Here is a 20,378-nt window from a genome sequence, read left to right on the forward strand (position 1 = left end):
TGGCTCGACGAGGGTAGGACAGATGCTTGGCCTTGCCGTCCCGCCGCGAGGTCGGGCACGGCGCGACGCGATTCAGACGTGTAGCATCCGAGCACGGCCACAGAGAGCTCAGAGAATCCGCTCAATTCTGGCGGGAATAATGGGGGGTAGAAGGAGGCTGATGAACACCTAATACACTCATAGCAAATCTGTTATGCCATTCGCGGAGACTGTCCGCGGGAACGTCCGGGGGGTGGCGCGGTGGCTCCGATGAGGGCCCGGATCGCTCAGCCGGCACGCCCGTAGCGGTCCTCCAGGCGGACGAGGTCGTCAAGTTCCGGCGTGCTCACCTCGAGGATGACGCTGTCCTCGAGCGCCTCCATGCGATGGACGTTACCGGGCGGGATCGACACGACCTCGCCCGGCGTCCATTCGAACGCGTCGTCGTTCAGCGTGAAGCGCATGCGCCCCGACTGGAGCAGCATCGTCTCGTGCTTGACGAGATGCTTCTGCAGCGAGAGGACATGCCCCTTCTCGACCTCGAGGATCTTCCCCGCGTAGCGCCCGGTGTGGGCATACCACACCTCGCGCCCCCACGGTTTGTCCACGATTCTGGGTTCGCCGCGGCTCGCCCGCTCCGATCCGTCTGCCGGCTGCTCCATGGCGAGACATGATACAACGGCGGCTACCCCGACGCCCCGGCCACTTCTCGAAGTAGCTGCTCGGCTGGGAGGGCCGCGCTCAATTGAGCGTCCGGGCCACGCGGAACCCGTAATAGATGGCCCGGCTGGCGGGGGTGTTCCTGAACCGGTTCGCGGATCGGAGGAACCACGGGTTGATGTCCCAGGAGCCGCCGCGGAGGGCGCGGCGGCCACAGTCTCCCGACTCCCGGGCGCGCCCATCCGTCGGGGCGCCCGAATAGCTGTCGTTCCAGCAATCCTGCGTCCACTCCGACACGTTCCCCAGCACGTCGTAAAGCCCGAACGCATTCGGCGCGAGCGACCCCACCGGAGCGGTGTTCCCGTGCCCATCGTGGCACAGTGGGCTGTCATTGGAACCGTTCGCGCCGTTCGCGTAGCGGCACTGGTCCGATACGCTCTCGCCCCAGTAGCGCGACGTCACCGTGCCCGCCCGCGCCGCGTATTCCCACTCCGCCTCGCTCAACAGCCTGTAGCGCTGCCCCGTCTGCCCGGAGAGCCACGACACGTACGCCTGCGCGTCCTGCCAACTCACGTTGATCACCGGACGACGCCCCCGGCCCCATCGATGGTCGGCCGGCGTGTACCCGCAGCCCCCCGCCCTTACGCACGCGTCCCACTCCGCGAACGTGACTTCGTACACGCCCACCGCGAACGGGGCCCCGATCGTCACCGAGTGCTGCGGGCCTTCTTCCTCTCCCCGGAACTCCTCCGATGCCGGCGAACCCATCGTGAACGTCCCCGCCGGCACGACGACCATCTGAGGACAAACCGCGCAGTCGCGGAACACCTGCCCCGGCGGCAGGACCGGCGTCCCGGGCGCCCCCCCGCTCTCTCCGTCACCCCAGCTCTCCCGGACGAGGACCTCGTAGCCGCTCCCGTCGTAGTACGTGGCAAAACGGCCGTTGGCGGTCGTCGCGTTCGTCTCGGCCGTCTCCGCGGTCTCCCCGTACCCCACCGCGTACGCACGGAACCTCGGGGCGTCCGGATCCGGGGTCGGATCGAGACCGATCGTCCCGTTGTAGCTGATGATCACGACATGACGGTCCCCGGGGTTCGACCAGACACACGACGTTTCCGCGTGATCGTTGAGTTCCGAGAGCAGGGCCCGTTCCTCCGCTTCCCGGTCATCGAGCCTGACACCGACCCGGTACGCCGCCGCCGCATCGGACCGGTAGACCACGGCCACACCTTCCCAGCCGAAGCGGCGGCCGGGTTCCGGCGTCCGTGGCGTTGCCAGTTCGCTACCCACGCATACCACCGCTCCCAACCCGGACTGCGCAGTGGCCGGGACGCTACCGGCGAGCAGCATGAGGCCCGCCGCCGCGTGGGCGACGACCAAGCTGACGAAGCTTCGTTCTGGCAGACCCATATCCGGTGCCTCCCGATGTGCAGCGGCATCGAGTAGCCTCCCCCCCCACCTCAAGGGCTGCCTACACGCGTGTGTCACATGAGTTTCCGACTGTTAACGGCGGCCTCCGCCGCGGGCTGAGGACCTTCAAGCGGCTGAGGAGTATATTCTGGAGTAGAGCTGTCAGATGCCTGTTGCGATGCAACGCGGGACGCAGCGTGGCGGCGGCAGCCGTACCGAAGGAGGACTCCGATTCGCAGCAGAAGCTTCGCTCTCTTCTTCCTGCCGACCCTGGTCTTTGCCGGCTGTGACGGTTCCATGGAACCGGGCGAGCCCGCATACCTCGAGACACTGGAGGTGACCGTCGGCCCCACCCTGGCCAAGTGCTACGGAGTGGGCCTGCAGTCATGCATGGTGGTCGACGGCAGGCTCTTCTACGGTGGAATCGAAGGATTCGAATACGAGGCAGGCTACGACTATCGCCTGAGGATCGGCAAGTACGATCCCTGGGGTGGCGGGGAACCGCCGCAGGATGCCGGCCGGTATGCGTACCGTCTCCTGGAGAAACTGGAGAAGACCCCGGCGGCATCCACCCCTGCAACCTTGTCGGTAGGTCCGTCGCGGGTCAGATGCGCCCGGAGTGACGACTTCTGCCTGGTGGTGGACGGCACCCCGTACGACGACATGATCAATAGCTTTGAATACGAGGCGGGCTACCACTACATCCTCGAGGCCGACAGATATGGCGATGGCCGGTACGTGTTGAGTGAAATCGTCTCGAGAATCAGGGCAGAGGGCACGGAAGAGGAGATCACCATCGATCGCCACAGGGTCGAGTGCGACGACGGCTATCCCGGGTACTGCAAGGTCGTCAACGGCGCCCCCTTCCGCGGCGAGATCGTGGGCTTCCAGCCCTTGCACGACTACGGCTACCGCCTGCGCGTCGAGAGGTTCGACATGTTTCCCGACGGGTTGACCGGGTCGCCCCGGGTCCCGGCCTACGGCTATCGCTGGCTGGAGACGCTCGAGCGCTCTGCCAGCGATTGATGCTCGTGCGTCAGATTCCGCCGGATGCGCTCGGTCCCTAGTATGTTCGGGGAATGGCTGGGACGGAGAACCGGACCGGAGGACCTGAGGATCGATGACCAGCGTTCTTGAAGTCAGGGCGTGCGAGGGTTACCGGATCTGGATTCGGTTTGCCGATGGATCTGCCGGCGAAATCGATCTCTCGGACCTGGCGGGCAAGGGTATCTTTCGGGCGTGGGACGAGGAGGACGTATTCGGCAGAGTCCACTTGGCGCCGCACGGCGCGGTCGCCTGGTCCTCGGAGATCGAACTCTGCCCCGACGCGCTCTACTTGGAGTTGACCGGCAAGTCTCCGCGACAGGTGTTTCCGGGACTCACCCACCCGGTTTCGCATGCCTGAAGTCTGCCGGTTCTACGGCATCGTCATTCGCATGTACTTCCGGGAGCATGGCCCACCCCATTTCCACGCCGAGTACAGCGGCGCGGAGGCCGTTGTCGGTATCGAGGACCTCGCCGTGCTTAGAGGGCGCCTTCCGCCTCGGGCGCTTGGCTTCGTAGTCGAGTGGGCTTCGCTCCATCAAGCGGATCTGCTCGTCGCATGGGAACGCGCAAGGCGTCACCAGACTCCCGGCAAGATCGCTCCACTGGAGTAAGCAGGCGGTGGAGCCGCGCCCCCTCCCCCACGGCGCGGGGCAGGAGGGACGCGCTCCGGGGCTCACATGACCATCCCTGGACGCTCGCGGGCGCACCCGGCGCCCCGTGAGGCCGCCGGTTCCAGCAGGAGAGTGTGCGGGCAACTCGGAAACCGTTGTGGTTGTTCTGGCCGGGGAGGCGCCGGGTTCCCCCGGACGTTTATCCAAGAAGCAAAGACTCCCATCCGTCGGCGCGCCCGCATAGCTCCCGTTCCAGCAGTCCTCCGTCCACTCGTACACGTTTCCCAGCACGTCGTACAGTCCGAACACGTTCGGCGCGAACGACCCCACCGGCGCCGTTTCCCATTCATACCCGTCGTCGCAGGACCTCGCATACCCGTTCGCGTAGCGGCACTGGCCTGATTCGCTTTCGCCCCAGTAGCGCGCCGTGCGCGAGCCCGCCCGGGCCACGTACTCCCATTCCGCCTCGCTCAGCAACCGGTAGCGGGCGCCCGTCTGCTGCGAGAGCCACGACACGTACGCCTGCGCGTCTTCCCAGCTCACGTTGATCACCGGGCGGCGCCCCCGCCCCCAGCCCTCGTCGCGTTCTCCTCGGCCGCCTGGGCGCTCGTACCGTAGCCCACCGCGAAGGCCTGGAACCTCGGGTCGTCCGGATCCAGCGTCAGGTCGCCCCTGATCGCCCCCGTATACCGGATGATCACGACGTAGCTGTCTCCGGAGTTCGACCACGTGCACGACACCTCCGCGTGTTCGCCCAATTCGGCGAGAAGGGACTGCTCCATCCCCTCCCGGTCATCGGTCCGCACGCCGACCCGGTAGACCACGGCCACATCCTCCGTGATGACGCGCCGGACAGGGCCCGAAGTCTGAAGGGTCTGCCGTTCGCTCCCTACGCACACCACCGCCGCCGACCCGGATTGCGCGGCGGCCGGGAACGAGCCGGCGAGTAGAAAGAGTCCCGCCGCTGCGCTCCCGGCGACGCCGGGGAAAATGGTCCGTCGTGGGAGACTCATGGGCGGCGCCTCCTCCGGAGTGCAGGTGATGCGACCCAGTTTAGGGGGTTCGACGCGCTTCTGTCATGACCCCTGTCACGAGGGGCCCACGGTTCAGCGGCAGCCGCCGCCGCGGCCCCAACTCATGGCGGGGGGCGGGTCGCGTCTCAGCGCCTCCAGGTATGCGAACGGGTCAGGCTCGGTGAGCCGATTGGCCGCGGCGGCGAGCCGGTTCGGGGCGTGGGTCGGCTCGGAATCGGGCTCCGGAGGCGCCTCGGACGACGTCTCGGCGGCCGTGTCCGCTTCTCCCTCCACCGGAGGGACCGTCTCCCGGCTCAGGCGAAGCTCGGGGCTCAATCGCAGCGGATGGACGCCCTCGGCGATCACGTTGTACGTCGCGCCGTCTTTCTGAAGGGTTCCATCGACATAAAGGAAGGGCTCGAGGCGGATCGCGGCGCGGCACTCCTGATAAACGTCGGGCTTCACGATCGCGTTGATGGGCCCGGACTCGTCCTCCATGAGGATGAAGATGTATCCCTTCGCCGTATGCGGGCGCTGGCGGGCCACCACGATCCCCGCCACCCGGACCTCGCTCCCGTTGGGGATGTCGGCGAAGCGCGCCGAGGAGACGGTACGCTCGGGCAGGTGGTCGCCCACGAGCGCGAACGGGTGATGCTGTGAGGCGGCGAAGGAGAGGATGCGGTACTCCGCGATCATCTTCTCCATGTCGTGCGTGTCCCCGAAGCGGAGGTCCGCGTAGGGGTCGTCGAGCGCGAGTTCGATCTGGCCCTGATCCGAGCGGTCGGTGCTCCGCCGGCCCCGTACCGGCGGCGCGTCTCCGCCCAGTCCCGCGGCGCTCGTCGCGAGTTCCCGGCGCCGGCGCTCCGTTCCGGTCTCGGCTTCCGGGCCCAGCCAGAGCCCCGTCTGCCACAGCAGGTCGCGGCGTTCGATCCCCAGCGAATCGAGCCCGCCGACCCAGATCAGGTTCTCGATCGCAGCCCGCTTGAGGGTGGCCGGGGTGCGGTGCAGAAAATCGGGCAGCGACGTGAACGGCCCACTGTGCGCGCGCTCGGCCACGACGAGTTCGGCCACCTCGGTCCCCAGATCGCGGACCATGCCGAGCCCGATGCGGACGTCGACCCCCTCGGCGGTGCACGCGACCTCGCTCGCGTTCAGGTCCGGCAGCCGCACGCCGACCCCGTGCCGGCGCGCGTCGCGCCCGATCGCGTCGAGCGAGTAGAACCCCATCGGCTGGTTGTTGAACAGCCCCACGTAGTACTCGGTCGGATAGCGGTCGCGGAGCCACGCGGACTGGAACGCGAGGAGCCCGAACGCGACCGCGTGCGACTTCGGGAACCCGAACTCCGAGAAGGCGACGACCTGCTCGAAGACCTTCTTCGCGGTCGGGCCGTCGACCCCCTTCCCCGCCGCGCCGTCGCGGAACGCCTCCCAGTACTGGAGCAGCGCCTCGCGCGAGCGCTTGCGGCTCATGGCGCGCCGCAGCCCCTCGGCCTGCCCGTCGCTGAAGCCCGCCAGCGCCCTGCACACCTGGAGCACCTGATCCTGGAAGATGATCACGCCCAGCGTCTCGCCGAGCGCCTCCTCGAGCAGAGGATGGTCGTAGGGGATGACGTAGTCCGGGTCCGCGCGCAGTTTCTCGCGCCGCCGGACGTAGGGGTTCACCGCCCCACCGACGATGGGACCCGGCCGGACGATCGCGACCTGCACCGCGAGGTCGGCCAGATTCCGGGGCCGCACCCGCCGCAGCATCTGGATCTGGGCACGACTCTCGACCTGAAAGAGACCCACCGTATCTCCCGAACAGATGCGGTCGTAGATCTTCTCGTCTTCATAGTCGATGCGGGAAAGATCGGGGATCTCGCCGTGGCGCACGTGGATCGTCTCCACCGCCTCCTCGACGAGCGACATCATCCCCAGCGCGAGGAAGTCGATCTTGATGAAGCGCGCGTCGTCGCAGGAGTCCTTGTCCCACTGACAGAGGACGCGCCCTTCCCAGGCGGCGGGTTCGAGCGGGACGATCTCCACCAAGGGCCGGCTCGAGATGATCATCCCGCCCACATGCTGGGAGATGTGGCGCGGAAGCCCCTTGATCTCCTCGGCCAGTTCTGCGAAGACCTGCCAGATCCGCGCGTTCGCGCGCGCCTCGAGGCCGGGGATCCGTTCGAGCTCCGCCATGAACCCGCCCTCTCCCGGCTCGGCGAGCTTGGCCAGCTTCTCGATATCGCCGGCAGGCAGACTGAGCGCCTTGCCAAGTTCGCGCACGATCGAGCGCGTGCGATAGGTGGGGAAGGTGCACACGAGCCCCACATGATCGTACCCGTAGCGTTCATAGACCGCGAGGATCAGTTCTTCGCGAATGTCGCGCGCAAAGTCGATGTCTATGTCCGGGACACTCTCCATGGCGTCGTTCAGGAAGCGGCCGAGGAAGAGGTTCGTCTGTATCGGGTCCACATGGGAGAGCCCGATCAGATAACAGATGATGGAGGAGACGGAAGATCCCCGGCCGCGGCCGGGGGGAAGCAACTGACGCGGCATCGAGTCGCCCCGCACGCGGTGCGCGACCTCCCGGGCCAGTTCGAGGATGTCGTGATAGACGAGAAAGAATCCTGCCAACCCGTGGCGGTCGACGAGCGCGAGTTCGGTGGCGAGCCGTTCTTCCGCCTCTCGTCGGTATCGGCTGCCGAGGGGATAGCGGATCTCGAACGCCCTTCGGCACACATGGTGGAGCACGCGCATGGCGGGGGCGAAGCCGCTCCCCTTGAAGTCGGGGAAGCGGTAGCCGAGGTCGGCCGTGAGGTCGAACGCCCGGCAGCGCTCGGCGATCGCCCGCGTGTTGCGGAGCGCGTCGGGCCGCGACGCGAAGCGCCACTGCATCTCCCGGGGCGAGGCGAGGTGGAAACAGGCGTTGGCACGGCGGAGCGCGTGCGAATCGTCGACCGTCGTCCGGTTCCGGATCGCGACCAGGATGTCCTGGAGACGGTGCCGGTCCGCGACGTGGTAGTGGACGTTGCCCGTGGCCACGACGGGGATGCGGAGCCGGTCGGCCAGCGCCCCCAGCGCCCGGCCGCGCGCGAGGTCGCCGTGGACCGCGTTGTTCTGCAGTTCGACGAAGAGGTTGCCGGGGCCGAACGCGTCGCGCAGGCGGCCGGCCAGCCGCTCGGCCTCGTCCCTCCCCCGCTCGAGCGCCGCGAGGAGCGGACTGCGGCGACACCCGCTGAGGAGGATGAGCCCCTCGCACCGCTCGAGAATCGCGTCGAGGTCGAGCCGGGGCTCCCCGCGCGGGTTCTCCATATGTGACTGGGTGATGAGCCGGCACAGGTTTGCATACCCCGCCGCATTCTCCGCCAGCACCGTGACGTGGCAGTCGCCCGTTTCCGCCGCCCGTTCAGCCATCGCGCGGCCTCTGGACGTTCCCGCGGGAACGTCTCCGGCGCCTCCCCCATGTCCTTCGGTGCGTTCGGCGGCGGCGAATGGCGGGACGAGGGTGAGTTCGGCGCCCGTGATCGGCTGCAGTCCGTGGGCCCGGGCGAAGCGCGCGAACTCCATCGAGCCGTACAACCCGTCGTGGTCGGTGAGGGCCAGCGCGGGATAACCCAGTTCGAGCGCGCGCGCCGCGAGTTCCTCGGGCCGCGACGCCCCATCGAGAAAGGAGTAGGCCGAGTGCGCATGCAGTTCGACGTAGTCGTCCAGGGGCGGCCGGGCGTCCACGGCACCTACTCCGGCTGCAGGAACCAGCGATCCAGCATCAGATCGTGGTAGGCCGTGAGCTGCGCGCCGGTCTCGATCACGATCGAGAAGTAGGCGCGCGAGATCGGTTCCCTCCACCATTCGTCATCGATCCGCCACTGGTCGAGAACCGCGCCGATCCGCCGCCAGCGGCCCCGGATCTCGAGGCTCACGGGCACGCCGGCGCCGCCGAGCCGGACCCGCACCGGACGCGGCCGGTTGAGCGGGCGCAGTTTCCCCGCGGGCGGCTTCGGCCTCGTCGCCACGGGCCGCTCAGGCCAGTTCCATGAGCGCGTGCCGCCGCTCGGGCAGACGTGACTCCGGTTCGAGTTCGAGCACGCGGTACAACGCGGCGCCGCCGAGCCGAAGCCGCAGCAGGCGCGCCGCGCGCCTGAACGGCGGCAGAAGCTCGCCGTTCCGCGTCTCCAGTGACCCGAGCACATGCGGAGCGCCTTCCCTCGGGTCGAAGAGCCCGGCCTGCGCACTCGCCGGGCCGAAGCGGAACAACTCGAGCCGCAGCGTCTCGACCGCACGCCGGGGCCGGTCGAGCGCGATCCGCGAGCGCAGAAACGCCCCGAGCCGCTCAGGCTCGCTCGTGGGTTCCCGTGCAATCGCGCGTATGGACCAGGAGCCGCCGTCTTCGAGGCTCGCCGACACCCTGAGGCCGCGGACGCTCTTGCCTCGCCGCCGCGGATGCTCGAGGGCGCGATGGATGAGCCGATCGAGCGCGGCGTGCAGCAGTTCGAGCTGCCCGATCGGGCTCGGGAAGTCGAGCGCGACGCGGATCGGCCGGGCCGGCGCCTCCGGCAGCACCCGGTCGATGCGCTCCCCCCGCGCCCAGGCGAGCGCCCGGCGCCCGTCGGCCCCGAACTGCGACACGAGCGCCTGCTCGGGCATGCGCACCAGGCGCCCGAGCCGCCCGACCCCGAGCCGCCGCAGCCGCTTGACCATGCGCGGCGACACCGGCAGCACCTCGATCGGCTGCGACGCGAGAAACGCGGCCAGATCGGCTGGCGCCACGCAGACGGTCGCGGCCGGCCGCGCGGAACTCGCCGACCCCGCAGCCCGGGCGGGCTCCGCGGACCGCGCCGCGACCCAGGCCGCGAACTTCCCCGGCGCATAGCCGACCCGAACGCTCGACGCGAGCCACGGCGACAGCGTCTCAAGCCGCGCCCGGAGTCCCGCGATCTGCCGGGCGGGCGGGCCGTACAGACGTTCGAGCCCGTCGACCCCCACGAACAGCCGCCCCCGATCCGACGACCCCTCGACGACCGGACTCCACAGACGAAGGATCCCCATAATCCGGTCGCGCGCCGCGTCATGGAAATCCGGGTCCGGCTCGCAGAGGACGAGCGCTGGACAGAGCGCAACCGCCTGCGAGACGATCATCCCGGGCTCGACCCCGGACGAAGCCGCGAGCGCGCACCCCATCTCGATTCGGCGCCGGTCCCCCGGCGTCGGCAGCGCAAGCGGCTGGTCTACGAGTTGCGGCGTCCGGACCCGCTCCAGCTCCAGTTCGAACCCAGGCCACCAGAGGCAGAGCGCCATCCGGCTCCCGCGACCCTCGTTACGTCCCGCTTCTGACGAGGGGCGACACGTCCCCCCGGCGCTGTAGTCCATATAATCCCCGAAAAATGACCGAATAAAAACCGAAGAATGGGCTCGCAAATCTAGTCGGTTCGAAGCGGGACGCAAGAGAACCCGGATTCGTCGCCGGTCGGGCCAGATCCGGCTACTTTCGACTGATGAACTCAGAGCCGAAGGCGGGAGAGACGCTCACGCCGAGGAGCTGGGCCGCGTTCGTGGCCCGGACGATCCTCGGCCTCATCTTCTTCATGGCCGGGTTCTGGAAAGTGTTCGAACTCGGGGCTCTCCAGCACGCGCGCGGCATGTTCGTGGAGGCCTACGCCGACACGTTTCTCCCCGCTTGGTCGCTGTGGGCCACGGGGGTCGCGATCCCGTTCGTGGAACTGGCCTGCGGGGCGCTGATGATGGTCGGCTGGCAGCGCCGGATCGCCGCGCTGGGACTGGGCGGCGTCCTCATCCTCGTCACATTCGGCCACCTGCTCGCCGAACCGCTCTACGTCTTCACCGCACACGTGATCCCGCGGACGCTGCTGCTTGTCATCGTCCTTCTCCTGTTCGAACACGACCGCCTGAGCCTCGACGGCTGGCTCGCGCGCCGCTCCGCCTCATGACGACCACCTTCCGCCCGTCACGCCCGCAGTCCTGTTATCTTGTTCGGAACGCGCTCACGAAGCCTGTGCGCGGCCGTGAACGGCTCGGTGGAGGCGAGAATGCCTGACGCGAAGGAACCAGCGACACAGGGTGCTGCGCGTTCGCTCGATGGCGCGACGCCGGACGATATCGTCCGGCGAATCGTCGCCGCTTCTCAACCCGAGAAAGTCATCCTGTTCGGCTCTGCCGCCCGGGGCGAGATGGGCCCTCACAGCGATGTCAATCTCCTCGTCGTCAAGCAGTGCGACAACAACTGGGACGTCATGGGGGACATCTACGAAGAGCTGTACGGTGTCGCGGCCGCAGTCGACATCGTCGTTGTAACCCCTGACGATGTGGAGCGATACAAGGACACGCACGCGCTAGTCATCAAACCGGCGCTGCGAGAAGGTCGGATCGTCTACCAGACCGCTTGAACCACGCCATTCGCCCGCGGGTGCCGGTTGATACGATGTTGACACGACGCAACACCGTGGGGCATGATCAGGCTCCGGAGGCATCCGAAGAAAGACATCGAGAAGGCGCTGGCCATCGCCCGCAAAGCCGGGTGGACGGTCATACCGAAATCCTCCGGGCATAGCTGGGGCGTGATGTACTGCCCGGCGACCGGCAGGGGTGCCTGCCGGAAGTTTATCGCTTCCACGCCGCGGAACCCTGGCGACTATTCCAGAGATCTGTGGGAGACCGTGCGCCGCTGCCCTCACGGAGGAGGAGAGGAAGTAAAGAAATGACGACCCATAGCTTTACGCTGATCGTCGAGGGAGTGGATATCCACGACCCGGACGTGTTCGATGCCCTCTACGAAGCCGGCTGCGACGACGCGCTGATCGGAACCACCGTCGGAATCCCGGTCATGGACTTCAGCCGCAAGGCAGCGAGCCTTTACGAGGCGATCTCCTCGGCGATCGCCGATGCCGAATCGGTCGATGGTCTCCGGGTGGCTCGGATCGCAGACCTCGATCTCGTGTCGATGTCCGAAATCGCGGCCCGGATCGGACGCTCGCGCGAGTGCGTCCGGCTGTGGGTGAATGGAAAGCGCGGGCCGGGCGGATTTCCGGCGCCCCTCAACAACCCTCACGACCGGTACCGGTTCTGGCGCTGGTCCGACGTGGAAGGCTGGCTGAGGGGAGTTCTCGGAGGCGAACCGTGGTCATCCCAGGATCACCTGCGGGCGGCGATCAACGCGGCGCTCGAACTGCGGCACCACTTCCGCCAACTCGATCCGCAGGACCGTCCCGACCTGCGGCCGCTGGCTGGCCCCGCCCTCGGCGGCTGACCTCTTTCTTGGATTCACGGTTGATGAACTGACGAACCTCATCGAATCACATCGTTGCTTATCGAGATAAACCGAGATAACTTTGATATAAATGGACCGGCGAACGAACCCGTACGCACCCGGAGCAGGCACGCCCCCTCCCGAACTCGTGGGGCGCGATGCGCTGATCGAGGACGCCGAAATCGCGCTCGACCGGCTGCGCGGCGGCCTCGCGGCCAAGAGTCTTCTCATGGTCGGCCTGCGCGGAGTCGGGAAGACGGTTCTCCTGAACCGGATCCTTCATGATGCGGAGAAGCGAGAGTTCGAGTGCGCGTTGATCGAGGCGCCCGAGGACCGGTCCCTCCCGGCGGCGCTCGCGGGACCGCTGAACTCCGCTCTCATACGGCTGAGCCGCAGCGCCCACGCCAGGGAGCTGGCCAGAAAGGCGCGGAGGTCGCTCGCCGGGTTCGTCCGCGCGATGAAGGTCAGCTACGAGGACATCACTTTTTCGGTCGATCTGGAGGCGGAAGAGGGCGTCGCGGACAGCGGGGACCTGGACACCGACCTCGCCGCGCTGCTTCAGGTCGCGGGCGAGGCGGCGCGCGCCCGCAAGACGGTGCTCGTCCTGTTCATCGACGAGATACAGTACGTGAAGGAGCAACAGCTCGGCGCGCTCATCTCCGCCCTGCACCGGGTCGCACAACGCCAGCTGCCGGTCGCCCTCATCGGATCCGGTCTGCCCCAGCTCGTGGGCCACGTCGGCGTCGCGAAGTCCTACGCCGAGCGCATGTTCGCCTTCCCCGAGATCGGTCCGCTACCCCGCGACGCCGCCAGGCAGGCGCTCGAGGCGCCCGCGAACCGTCTCGGAGCCGCCTACTCCTCCGACGCGCTTGAGGAAATCCTGCGAATCACGGATGGATACCCCTATTTCCTTCAGGAATGGGGCAGCGCCTGCTGGACGGTCGCCGACGGTCCAACCGTGACGCGCTCCGATGTGGAGTCAGCCTCCCCTGTCGCGATCGGGGAACTCGACAACACCTTCTTCCGGGTTCGCTTCGAGCGCACGACGCCCTTCGAGCGACGCTACCTCCGCGCCATGGGTGAACTCGGGCCGGGTCCGCACCGTTCGGGAGAAATCGCAAACGCCATGGGCCGCCTCGTCCAGAGGGTCGCACCCACGCGCTCGAACCTGATAAAGAAGGGGATGATCTACAGCCCGGCCCACGGCGACACGGCCTTCACCGTGCCGCTGTTCGACCAGTACTTGAAACGGACGATGCCCGAACCTTAGATCTCCTAACGCATGGTCCCCGAACAGCGCAGAGCACACTGACGTTCTACATCCGCCATGCGTAGTCCCTGCTCCATATCGTCGCCACACTCCGATCCCAACGGTCATCCAAAGCGCGGAAGAACGTTTCGGCGAACTGATGATCATCCTCGGCATAAGGCTCGCGACGCTGGAATATCGCCGTTCTGTATCGCGGCGCTTCAGCGCTGGTATGTTGTTCCCACACGGTCGCGTAGCCGTAAAGCATTATGCCGATGACATCGCCGCCGTCAGTGTTAGTCCTTATTACCTCTGCGACATTACTGAAAAGATCGTTGACCTCCTTCAACAGTGCCTTTTCGGGCACCGTGGGATCCACGTTCGAAAACCTCGTGTCCAGGTTGATGGCGATCCAACCGCGAAGCCCCGAGCCGCGAATCTGGCGCTCCGCTTCCCTAGCGCGCCTCTTTATTTTATCGTCTCTTAGACTCTCGACCCGCTTTGCCGCCACGCCAACTACCTCCTCCCCGTACTCGATGCGAAGATCCGGTTCTCCTGAGGTGACATCGACGCCGCCCAACGTGAACATTGCTCCCAACATCAGTTCAAACTGCGTGTCTCGAGCGCGACTATGATCCTTCATCATCATTTGCAGTCTCTCGATGGTGAATGGCGTCTCAGTGAGCCGTGATCGGTATGCCGCAGAGGCGATGAGGACCGTCTCGAACGCAGTCCGGTCGGCGGCCTCCAGCTTGACCCGTTGACCGTCGTCTGTCAGATCCAACAATTTCCCCTGATTGAACACCTCCATTTTGCGCTGAGCGGATCGGTGGCGACCGGTTGAATGCACCTTGACGCCCAATGATGCTAATATGTTGATCGCCTGTGTCAGGCGCTCCTCGAGCATTCTTGACCCTCTATCGAGAAGATGCGGGTTCTTGTCCCATCCCATTTTAGTCCCCTATCGCGGTGATTCTCGATAGATCCGCTCCCGCCACAAGTTCGGTTCGCGGTGCGGCACGTTGAACGCCGCGAGCTGACCGCTTGAAGTCCTCCGAAGCCGACGGGTCTGTGCTTCATGGCAGCTCGGAACGTACTCGAGATCTGCCGTTCTGTTCCATCCGCATGCGCAAAGCCGTAGCTACTCCATCGGCAGCGGTCGCAGCAGTTTATGGTCTATCAGGCCCTGGAGGTGTTTGACGACGCTGAGGGCGAGGGGGCGGTCGCGGACGAGGAGGCCCAGTTCGATGTTGTGGTCGAGGGCGGCGGCCGTGAAGTTCGCCGACGTGACGAAAACGCGCTTGTCGTCCGCCACGACCGCCTTGGCGTGTAGGATCCCGGGAGCGTCGGGATCGACCGAGCGGGGATCGTAGAAGACCGCGGGTCTTACCCTGCCCGGCCAATCCCTTTTCCAGAATCGATCCGCGAAGCGGCGAACGACGTCGCCCGGACTGCTGGTGTCGTGGCGACCGCGGTCGATGTTGAGGAGCAGAGTGACACGGAGTTCCGGGATCACCTCCATCCGCTTTGCAAGCAGATCGAAGACGCGCGGGCCGTCGAAGTAGGCGTAACTCACGGCCCAGAGTGACCGGCGGGCTGAGATGAACAGCTCCTCGTAGACCCGCCGGGTGTCTCTGGCCGGAACTCCCTCCACTTCGGGGCCGGACCACACGAGATCGGGACGGCCGGCGGGTTCCGCCGCCGCATCGAGCGCTCGGAGCCAGTTCGCGGCGGCGCGACCGGCGATGCCCATGTCCGCCAGTTCACGGAGAGCCCCGAGGATCTTCTCGTCGGCCCTGCCCAAGACGGATTGCAGCGACACCGGCGAGTACGGCGCGATGAACCGACCTGAGTCCAATGCCTGGGCAAGCCGCTTTCTTAGATGCGTCGGCAGCGCCGTGAGGTCTCGGATCATGCCGCGGCCAGCCCTCCCTTCAAGCCGGACCCTGCGCCGCCGCGGGCTCGAAGAAGGCGGCGTCGGGCACGTCCAGGGTCGGGACGACGAGGGCCCGGTCGAGGTAGTCGTTCCACATCTCGCACGACGTTTCGGCGATGAGGGTGCATCCGTGACAGGCGGCACCGTGGAGCAATCGGTCCTCCACACTGACCGAGGGCCGGTGCTGGGCGCAGACGGGGTCGTTCGAACAGAGTTCGGCCGCTTCCAGGGCCCGCTCCAAGTGGATCTCGATGTCTCGGGCCTGCTGTACCAGCCCGCCCAGCGTGCCCTCGGCGTCCGGGCTCGCCGTGTAGAGCAATAGCCCGTACCGCTCGCCTCGGGCGTCGACATAAATGCGCTCGCGGATCGAGGCGGCCGGGTATCCGCAGTGCATGGAGAGCGACTGGAGGAGCAGGTGCGACAGCGTGTGAAGCATCACGTAGGGGCCGCCGGGGAACGGCTGGCTGTTCTTCCGCTGTTCAGCCCACGCGCCGTGTCCTCGCTCAAGGTCCGCCAGCCGTCGCTTGACGCCGAGCCGGGCCCGCCACGCCCGCACGGCGTCGGACGCGAGGTGGAGGAACACGCCTTCGCCGCGATTCTCCACGGCGGGGAACCACGACGGATCGATCGCGAGGTCCGCCCGCTTCACATCGTCCCGGTATTCGCCGTCGATGTCCGGCATGGGCGCTTCGAGCCGCGTGAACCCCGCCAAGGCCAAGACTTCCCGCAGCCGATGTACCTGCACGACGGTCGCCAGCCCGGGGAAGCGCTCGGAGCGGTATCCGCCCGGGAGCTTTCGCGCGTGGAAGTCGAGGTTGATGGGCACGTCGTCGCCGTAGCCCTCCTCCACATTGAGCAGAGCGTCCAGTTCGACGCTCTTGACGGATGCCGCGGTTTGCGTCGAGCCGGACTTGCGGCGTTGGATCGCCTCCAGGACTTCGTCGTCCTCGAAACCGGCCAGCGCGTGCGCGACGGTCGGCTTCTTCTTCAAGACTCGAAGGTCGTCGGCGTCATCGACGATGTGGAGATCATCCCACAGGTCGTTCACCGCCTGATCCAGTGCATCCCCTCGCTCAGGAAGCGAAAGGGCCCGAACGACCATCGGGAAGTACGCATTCGTGGCCGTGCGGATCAGGAGACGGCTGGGCACCCCGCAGTCCTCCGCCGCGTGCGGTCCCAGCCACGGCCGCGCCCCGCGGCAGGCGCCAAGGGGCTTGGTGCTGATGTCGGCGGCCTCGGACATCCTGCGTGACTTCCCGCACCCACAGCGGACCCAGAGGTTACCCAACTCACCCGTGGCGCCGCTCTCCTCGAGCGTGAGCCGCGGGACATGGTCGGCCCTTCCCCGATGCACGAAGTCCGACCACGGGATGTCGTCCACATGGCCGTTGGGGCAGGCTCGCACGAAGCGGGTCGCGACGGTCGGCTTCCCGCCGTAGCGTCGCCTCTCGTCGAGGGCGTCGCGGTGGACGAGCGGGCGGGAATCCTCATCGACCTGCACGACGAACCAAGCGGGAAACCTCCACGCGGTAATCCCCGGCGGCGACTTCCGCCAGAACTCGCTCTCGTCGCGGGTCGGCGGAGCGTAGAGCCGCGGGGCCGCGACGCCGGTCATGTCGCGCAGCCTGCGCTCAAGGCGAGGCTCGTTCAGTTCCTGCAACTGGCCCGGGCCCGGCCACGCCTCCAGCCCGGCGACGATCGCCGAATCCCGCGGCAGATCGATCAAGGCACCCGGGCCGTAGGTCGTAATGATCTGGCTGCGCCGAATCTGGCCCCGGCCGCCGACGCTCACGCGGATCTCCCCGTGTCGCCGGGATCCCTGACGTACACCTGCACTTCGGGCTCCACATCGCGGAGCGAGCGGTTCGCCCGGAACTTCCGGTGGTGAGGTCTTTCCTCCGATTCCAGAATGTGGCGCAGCAGGGGTCTCGGGGTTCGGTGGCGGCGGCTCTCGTAACGCTGGTACTGGAGTTCGACGCCGTTCGCCCGGTAACCGTCCAGCACGGCCAGCCACGAATCGAGTAGATCCACGACGCGTCCCCGCACGTTGTCCCGGCGTTCGCGGCGGTCCTCGGGGTCTTTGATCGGCTGGCTGTCCACCCGTTCCCGAAACGTGTCGCTCAGCAGGTCCTCGAGCTGGCTGCGAGCGGCGGCGATCGATTGGACGCCGAGCGGGGGCGTCAGGGCCGGGTTCGAGTGCCGGGCGAGCGCGACGAGCGCCCCGGCGAAGCCCCTGTCGAGCGCCCGCGCCGAGAATGGCGTCACGCTGCCCGCCTCCACCCGCCGGTAGAACGTCTCGTGATGGTGGCGGAACCGCTCGTAGTAGGAGCGGTCGCGTGGCTTGTGGACGTTGAGGAGCGTCACCACGAGCCCCGGTCTGCGCGGATCGCGGCCCACGCGGCTGGTGGCCTGAATGTACTCCGAGTGCGTCTTCGGCTGGCCGCACACGACCATGAGTCCGAGCCGGGACACGTCGAGCCCGACGGAGATCATATTCGTCGCGATCGCGCAGTTGACCGGCCTCTCCTCGTGGAAGCCGCGGCCGAGCCGTTGGTACGCCTCCGCCACGGCGCTCGTGGATTCCCGCGACGTCAGCTCCACGACCTCGTCGCGGAAATGCCGGTCCCGGAACAGCCGGCGCTGCTCGCCGATCCGCCTTCGGCCGCCCCGTTTCTTGAGCGTGTTCCGCACCTCCTCCTCGAGCAGCCGGCGCGCTCCACCCAGTTCGCGCAGGCTGTTGAAGTACGCCAGCAGCGTCATGTAGGGGTCGGCGGGATTCGTTTCGTTGCCGCGACCCCCGGCCTCTCGGTAGGCGTGGGCGGCGCCGGCCATGAGCGCGAGCACGACGCGGCGGAAGAGGAACTTCGCGTTCCGGCCGGCCGCCGCGATGCCCAGATAGACCCTGGCCGGAACCTCCGACGCGGGCGCGGTACTCGCGAAGAACGAGTCGCGCCGGTCCGGCCCCGGGGGCGGAAACACCCGCGTATCGTGCCGCGCGAACACCGCCTGCACCTGGTCGCCCGCCTGTCGCACCGTGGCCGTGGAGGCGACGATCTTGGGCCTCGGGAGGCGCTCTCCGTCCCGGAGTGTGCAGAGCGCCTCGATGGCCGTCTCGTAGAGTCCCATCATCGTCCCGAGCGGACCGGAGATCAGGTGAAGTTCGTCCTGGATGATGAGGTCGGGCGGAAGGAGCGGTGCCTGGAGCGGCCTCCCCACGCCCGGATCGGCGCCTCCGTAGAAGCCGTCCGGGCCGTACCGGACGGCCCCGCCCAGAAGGACGCCCGACCGTCCCTCCCACGGCAGCGCCGCGAACTTGTCGACGGTCGAGATGAGGAACGCCGGGAGCCTCCGGTAGAGCGGCTCGTCCACGGCGATGATCGGGAGCGGGCGGCCGCCGGAGAAATCGCACTCGTAGTTCAGGCACACGACGCGGAGTTCGCGCGGCTGGTCGGCGTTGGGCTCGAGCGAGAACGAGTCGCCGTCGAACCCTGCTCCGCACCACGGGCAGCTCTCGATCGGAATCGGGGCGGGGTTGTGCCGCGAGTTGGCGCGATACCGGAGCGTCTTACCGCGGGCGCTGTCCGGCCGGTTGTCTCCCTTGCGGCCCATCCGGTTCGGGGTGGCGGCCTTCCCCACCCACAGCCCGATCTCGAACGGCCACGTCCCGTAGCGGGCGGGGTCCGCTTCCCGTTCCAGTTCCAGCGCGCACACGAGACTCGAGGCCCGCATCATCTGGTCCAGCGTGAGGAGACGCAGCGTGTAGCGCATGATGACGCTCACGCCGGCCCCGGCGCGTCCCTCGTCGCCGGGATTCCGCAGCCGGCGGAGGACCATCGCGAAGGCGGCCAGCCCCAAGTACGCCTCCGTCTTGCCGCCGCCCGTGGGGAAGAAGAGGAGATCGACCGTCTCGCGATCCGGGTCAGCAGGATCGACCATGCCCGGGAGGTTCAGCAGCAGGAAGGCAAGCTGGAAGGGTCGCCACCCGAGTTCGCCTTTGACTCCGCGCCGCGCCAACGCCTTCCCGACCGCCCGGTTCGCCAGCCGAAAGGCGTCCAGCGCGTCGGGGTCCCCGGCGAGCGCCTCGATTCCGCGCTCCATGCGATCCGCGGCCTGACCTGCCTGATTGAGCAGCTCCTCCGCAGTCGCCCGACGCTCCTCCGCGAGTGTGCCGCTCCCCGCCCGCCGTTCGTCGATCCAGCGCCGGTATTCCGACACGAGGGGGGACAGGGCCGCCGTGGCGGCCTCGCCGTCGCCCAAGGAGCCCAGCGCATCCATGGAGAGTTCGACGCCGGACACCTCGTTCGGTCTCGTGGCTTCGACCTGAGCGCGCCCGATCCATGTCGTCCACACCTTCCGGCACTCGCCCTCCTCCACCGCCCAGTCCGTGGCGACCCCGTGCCCGGTGGCGTAGGCGGGGGTGTCGGCGTAATGCAGATCGGCCACCCGGTCGTCCCACTCCTGGTCCGTGCGGGCGCTCATATCCGGCCGAGGATGGAAGGGGGCATCGGACTCCACCGCGATCACGGCCTGGAAGGCGTAGGCCGTGTCGGCATCGCGACGTTCGGCTGCGGGGGTGCGACCGTTCGCCAGGAACACCGACACCGCGCGCGTGCCGGGCTCGATCCTCCCACCGAGGGTCTTCGTCGGGACGCTGCGTTCCCTCACGAATAGCGACAGACCGTTCGACTCAGGCACGGGATGACTCTTCCCTGTCTCGTCGCCGTCAAGCGCCAGCACGATCTCACGAGAGTGCGGCGTCCGCTGCCATACCTCAACCTCCCTGCCCTCGCCGTCCTTCTCCTTCGAGCGCGCGTAATCGCCCCAGCTCACCGTGACCCGGAGGCTCCGTGTTTCCTGTCGCACGAGCACGCTGAGACCCATCGAGGACGGATAGAAGCTCTTCCGGGCCGCCTTGCGGTCCTCGGTGGACTCCTCGGCCAAGCCCTGATCCTCGGGCACCTCTGCCTCGAAGTCGTCGTCCCCGTCGTCGTCCGCACGGAACTCGGCGGGCGTGTCCGTTGGCACGAGGAACCCGGTGAGATACCACAGAGAGGGCCGCTCCCGGCCGGGCAGACATTCGTCGGCGTGCTCGTCCTCCGGCCCCGGACCGACGAGATCCAGATCGAGCGTCCGCACGAGATCCGAGCGCACCACGACGGAATCCCTGGAATCCGGAAGTGCGGGGCCGGGGGCCGCGTCCGCCAGCTGCTCGTTCACTCGAGCAACGCTTCGA

Annotated in this window: 17 protein-coding genes and 1 pseudogene; 7 read left to right on the top strand and 11 right to left on the bottom strand. The window is 67.5% G+C overall.

Annotated elements, in window-relative coordinates; all coding sequences use genetic code 11:
• Positions 1 to 266: 266 nt before the first annotated feature.
• A complete protein-coding gene (locus ACOOHF_RS01725) occupies positions 267 to 641 on the bottom strand; it encodes a cupin domain-containing protein (RefSeq protein ID WP_419936433.1) in 375 nt (124 codons plus the stop codon).
• A gap of 79 nt (positions 642 to 720) precedes the next feature.
• Complete coding sequence (locus tag ACOOHF_RS01730) at positions 721 to 2,049, bottom strand: formylglycine-generating enzyme family protein (protein WP_420463127.1); 1,329 nt, start codon at positions 2,047 to 2,049, stop codon at positions 721 to 723.
• Between the two features lie 297 nt (positions 2,050 to 2,346).
• Here ACOOHF_RS01730 and ACOOHF_RS01735 point away from each other — a divergent pair, with 297 nt between their 5' ends.
• The 3 genes from ACOOHF_RS01735 (at position 2,347) to ACOOHF_RS01745 (ending at position 3,707) form a co-directional block, all read left to right on the top strand.
• Positions 2,347 to 3,075 carry a DUF4377 domain-containing protein gene (locus ACOOHF_RS01735; protein WP_420463128.1) on the top strand — a complete coding sequence of 243 codons (729 nt, stop codon included), beginning with the start codon at positions 2,347 to 2,349 and terminating at the stop codon, positions 3,073 to 3,075.
• A gap of 94 nt (positions 3,076 to 3,169) precedes the next feature.
• The gene (locus ACOOHF_RS01740; protein WP_419936430.1) at positions 3,170 to 3,454 is read left to right on the top strand and encodes a DUF2442 domain-containing protein; all 285 of its coding nucleotides are present in this window, start codon (positions 3,170 to 3,172) and stop codon (positions 3,452 to 3,454) included.
• The gene (locus ACOOHF_RS01745; protein WP_420463129.1) at positions 3,447 to 3,707 is read left to right on the top strand and encodes a DUF4160 domain-containing protein; all 261 of its coding nucleotides are present in this window, start codon (positions 3,447 to 3,449) and stop codon (positions 3,705 to 3,707) included. Before ACOOHF_RS01740 ends, ACOOHF_RS01745 begins: the two co-directional genes overlap by 8 nt.
• A 216-nt stretch (positions 3,708 to 3,923) precedes the next feature.
• Here ACOOHF_RS01745 and ACOOHF_RS01750 read toward each other — a convergent pair.
• The 5 genes and pseudogenes from ACOOHF_RS01750 to ACOOHF_RS01770 form a co-directional block, all read right to left on the bottom strand.
• A pseudogene (locus tag ACOOHF_RS01750) lies at positions 3,924 to 4,289 on the bottom strand (formylglycine-generating enzyme family protein); the annotation flags it as partial.
• Positions 4,256 to 4,720 (bottom strand): hypothetical protein, encoded by a 465-nt coding sequence (locus tag ACOOHF_RS01755; protein WP_420463130.1) that lies wholly within the window; start codon positions 4,718 to 4,720, stop codon positions 4,256 to 4,258. The pseudogene ACOOHF_RS01750 and the gene ACOOHF_RS01755, both read right to left, overlap by 34 nt.
• Positions 4,721 to 4,813: 93 nt before the next feature.
• Positions 4,814 to 8,428 carry a DNA polymerase III subunit alpha gene (locus ACOOHF_RS01760; RefSeq protein WP_420463131.1) on the bottom strand — a complete coding sequence of 1,205 codons (3,615 nt, stop codon included), beginning with the start codon at positions 8,426 to 8,428 and terminating at the stop codon, positions 4,814 to 4,816.
• 5 nt (positions 8,429 to 8,433) lie between these two features.
• The gene (locus ACOOHF_RS01765; RefSeq protein WP_420463132.1) at positions 8,434 to 8,712 is read right to left on the bottom strand and encodes a hypothetical protein; all 279 of its coding nucleotides are present in this window, start codon (positions 8,710 to 8,712) and stop codon (positions 8,434 to 8,436) included.
• 7 nt (positions 8,713 to 8,719) lie between these two features.
• Positions 8,720 to 9,994 carry a DNA polymerase Y family protein gene (locus ACOOHF_RS01770; RefSeq protein ID WP_420463133.1) on the bottom strand — a complete coding sequence of 425 codons (1,275 nt, stop codon included), beginning with the start codon at positions 9,992 to 9,994 and terminating at the stop codon, positions 8,720 to 8,722.
• A gap of 197 nt (positions 9,995 to 10,191) precedes the next feature.
• Between ACOOHF_RS01770 and ACOOHF_RS01775 the strand changes: the two genes are divergently transcribed.
• The 4 genes from ACOOHF_RS01775 to ACOOHF_RS01790 all read left to right on the top strand — a co-directional run bounded on the left by ACOOHF_RS01775 (position 10,192) and on the right by ACOOHF_RS01790 (position 13,230).
• Positions 10,192 to 10,644, top strand: coding sequence for a DoxX family protein (locus ACOOHF_RS01775; RefSeq protein ID WP_420463134.1), 453 nt, complete (start codon positions 10,192 to 10,194; stop codon positions 10,642 to 10,644).
• Positions 10,645 to 10,743: 99 nt separating this feature from the next.
• Positions 10,744 to 11,100: a nucleotidyltransferase domain-containing protein gene (locus ACOOHF_RS01780; RefSeq protein ID WP_420463135.1), complete on the top strand. Its 357-nt coding sequence runs from the start codon at positions 10,744 to 10,746 to the stop codon at positions 11,098 to 11,100.
• A gap of 311 nt (positions 11,101 to 11,411) precedes the next feature.
• Positions 11,412 to 11,960 (top strand): helix-turn-helix transcriptional regulator, encoded by a 549-nt coding sequence (locus tag ACOOHF_RS01785; RefSeq protein ID WP_420463136.1) that lies wholly within the window; start codon positions 11,412 to 11,414, stop codon positions 11,958 to 11,960.
• Positions 11,961 to 12,051: 91 nt separating this feature from the next.
• On the top strand, positions 12,052 to 13,230 hold the full coding sequence (locus ACOOHF_RS01790) for an AAA family ATPase (protein ID WP_420463137.1): 1,179 nt from the start codon (positions 12,052 to 12,054) through the stop codon (positions 13,228 to 13,230).
• Between the two features lie 46 nt (positions 13,231 to 13,276).
• On the opposite strand, the gene ACOOHF_RS01795 is transcribed toward ACOOHF_RS01790, so the two are convergent.
• The 4 genes from ACOOHF_RS01795 to drmA all read right to left on the bottom strand — a co-directional run bounded on the left by ACOOHF_RS01795 (position 13,277) and on the right by drmA (position 20,362).
• Positions 13,277 to 14,116, bottom strand: coding sequence for a hypothetical protein (locus tag ACOOHF_RS01795; RefSeq protein WP_420463138.1), 840 nt, complete (start codon positions 14,114 to 14,116; stop codon positions 13,277 to 13,279).
• A 234-nt stretch (positions 14,117 to 14,350) separates the two neighbouring features.
• Positions 14,351 to 15,124 (bottom strand): DISARM system phospholipase D-like protein DrmC, encoded by a 774-nt coding sequence (gene drmC / locus ACOOHF_RS01800; protein WP_420463139.1) that lies wholly within the window; start codon positions 15,122 to 15,124, stop codon positions 14,351 to 14,353.
• Positions 15,125 to 15,143: 19 nt separating this feature from the next.
• On the bottom strand, positions 15,144 to 16,937 hold the full coding sequence (drmB, locus tag ACOOHF_RS01805; protein ID WP_420463140.1) for a DrmB family protein: 1,794 nt from the start codon (positions 16,935 to 16,937) through the stop codon (positions 15,144 to 15,146).
• A complete protein-coding gene (gene drmA / locus ACOOHF_RS01810; protein ID WP_420463141.1) occupies positions 16,934 to 20,362 on the bottom strand; it encodes a DISARM system helicase DrmA in 3,429 nt (1,142 codons plus the stop codon). Before drmA ends, drmB begins: the two co-directional genes overlap by 4 nt.
• Positions 20,363 to 20,378 lie beyond the last annotated feature (16 nt).

The sequence above is a fragment of the Candidatus Palauibacter sp. genome, from assembly GCF_965216145.1.
GTDB lineage: Bacteria > Gemmatimonadota > Gemmatimonadetes > Palauibacterales > Palauibacteraceae > Palauibacter.

Bases quoted from the DNA above. Each gene is read 5' to 3' on its own strand.
- ACOOHF_RS01725 (WP_419936433.1), bottom strand. From the start codon at position 641: ATGGAGCAGCCGGCAGACGGATCGGAGCGGGCGAGCCGCGGCGAACCC.
- ACOOHF_RS01730 (WP_420463127.1), bottom strand. From the start codon at position 2,049: ATGGGTCTGCCAGAACGAAGCTTCGTCAGCTTGGTCGTCGCCCACGCG.
- ACOOHF_RS01735 (WP_420463128.1), top strand. From the start codon at position 2,347: ATGGAACCGGGCGAGCCCGCATACCTCGAGACACTGGAGGTGACCGTC.
- ACOOHF_RS01740 (WP_419936430.1), top strand. From the start codon at position 3,170: ATGACCAGCGTTCTTGAAGTCAGGGCGTGCGAGGGTTACCGGATCTGG.
- ACOOHF_RS01745 (WP_420463129.1), top strand. From the start codon at position 3,447: ATGCCTGAAGTCTGCCGGTTCTACGGCATCGTCATTCGCATGTACTTC.
- ACOOHF_RS01755 (WP_420463130.1), bottom strand. From the start codon at position 4,720: ATGAGTCTCCCACGACGGACCATTTTCCCCGGCGTCGCCGGGAGCGCA.
- ACOOHF_RS01770 (WP_420463133.1), bottom strand. From the start codon at position 9,994: ATGGCGCTCTGCCTCTGGTGGCCTGGGTTCGAACTGGAGCTGGAGCGG.
- ACOOHF_RS01775 (WP_420463134.1), top strand. From the start codon at position 10,192: ATGAACTCAGAGCCGAAGGCGGGAGAGACGCTCACGCCGAGGAGCTGG.
- ACOOHF_RS01780 (WP_420463135.1), top strand. From the start codon at position 10,744: ATGCCTGACGCGAAGGAACCAGCGACACAGGGTGCTGCGCGTTCGCTC.
- ACOOHF_RS01785 (WP_420463136.1), top strand. From the start codon at position 11,412: ATGACGACCCATAGCTTTACGCTGATCGTCGAGGGAGTGGATATCCAC.
- ACOOHF_RS01790 (WP_420463137.1), top strand. From the start codon at position 12,052: ATGGACCGGCGAACGAACCCGTACGCACCCGGAGCAGGCACGCCCCCT.
- ACOOHF_RS01795 (WP_420463138.1), bottom strand. From the start codon at position 14,116: ATGCTCGAGGAGCGCCTGACACAGGCGATCAACATATTAGCATCATTG.
- drmC (WP_420463139.1), bottom strand. From the start codon at position 15,124: ATGATCCGAGACCTCACGGCGCTGCCGACGCATCTAAGAAAGCGGCTT.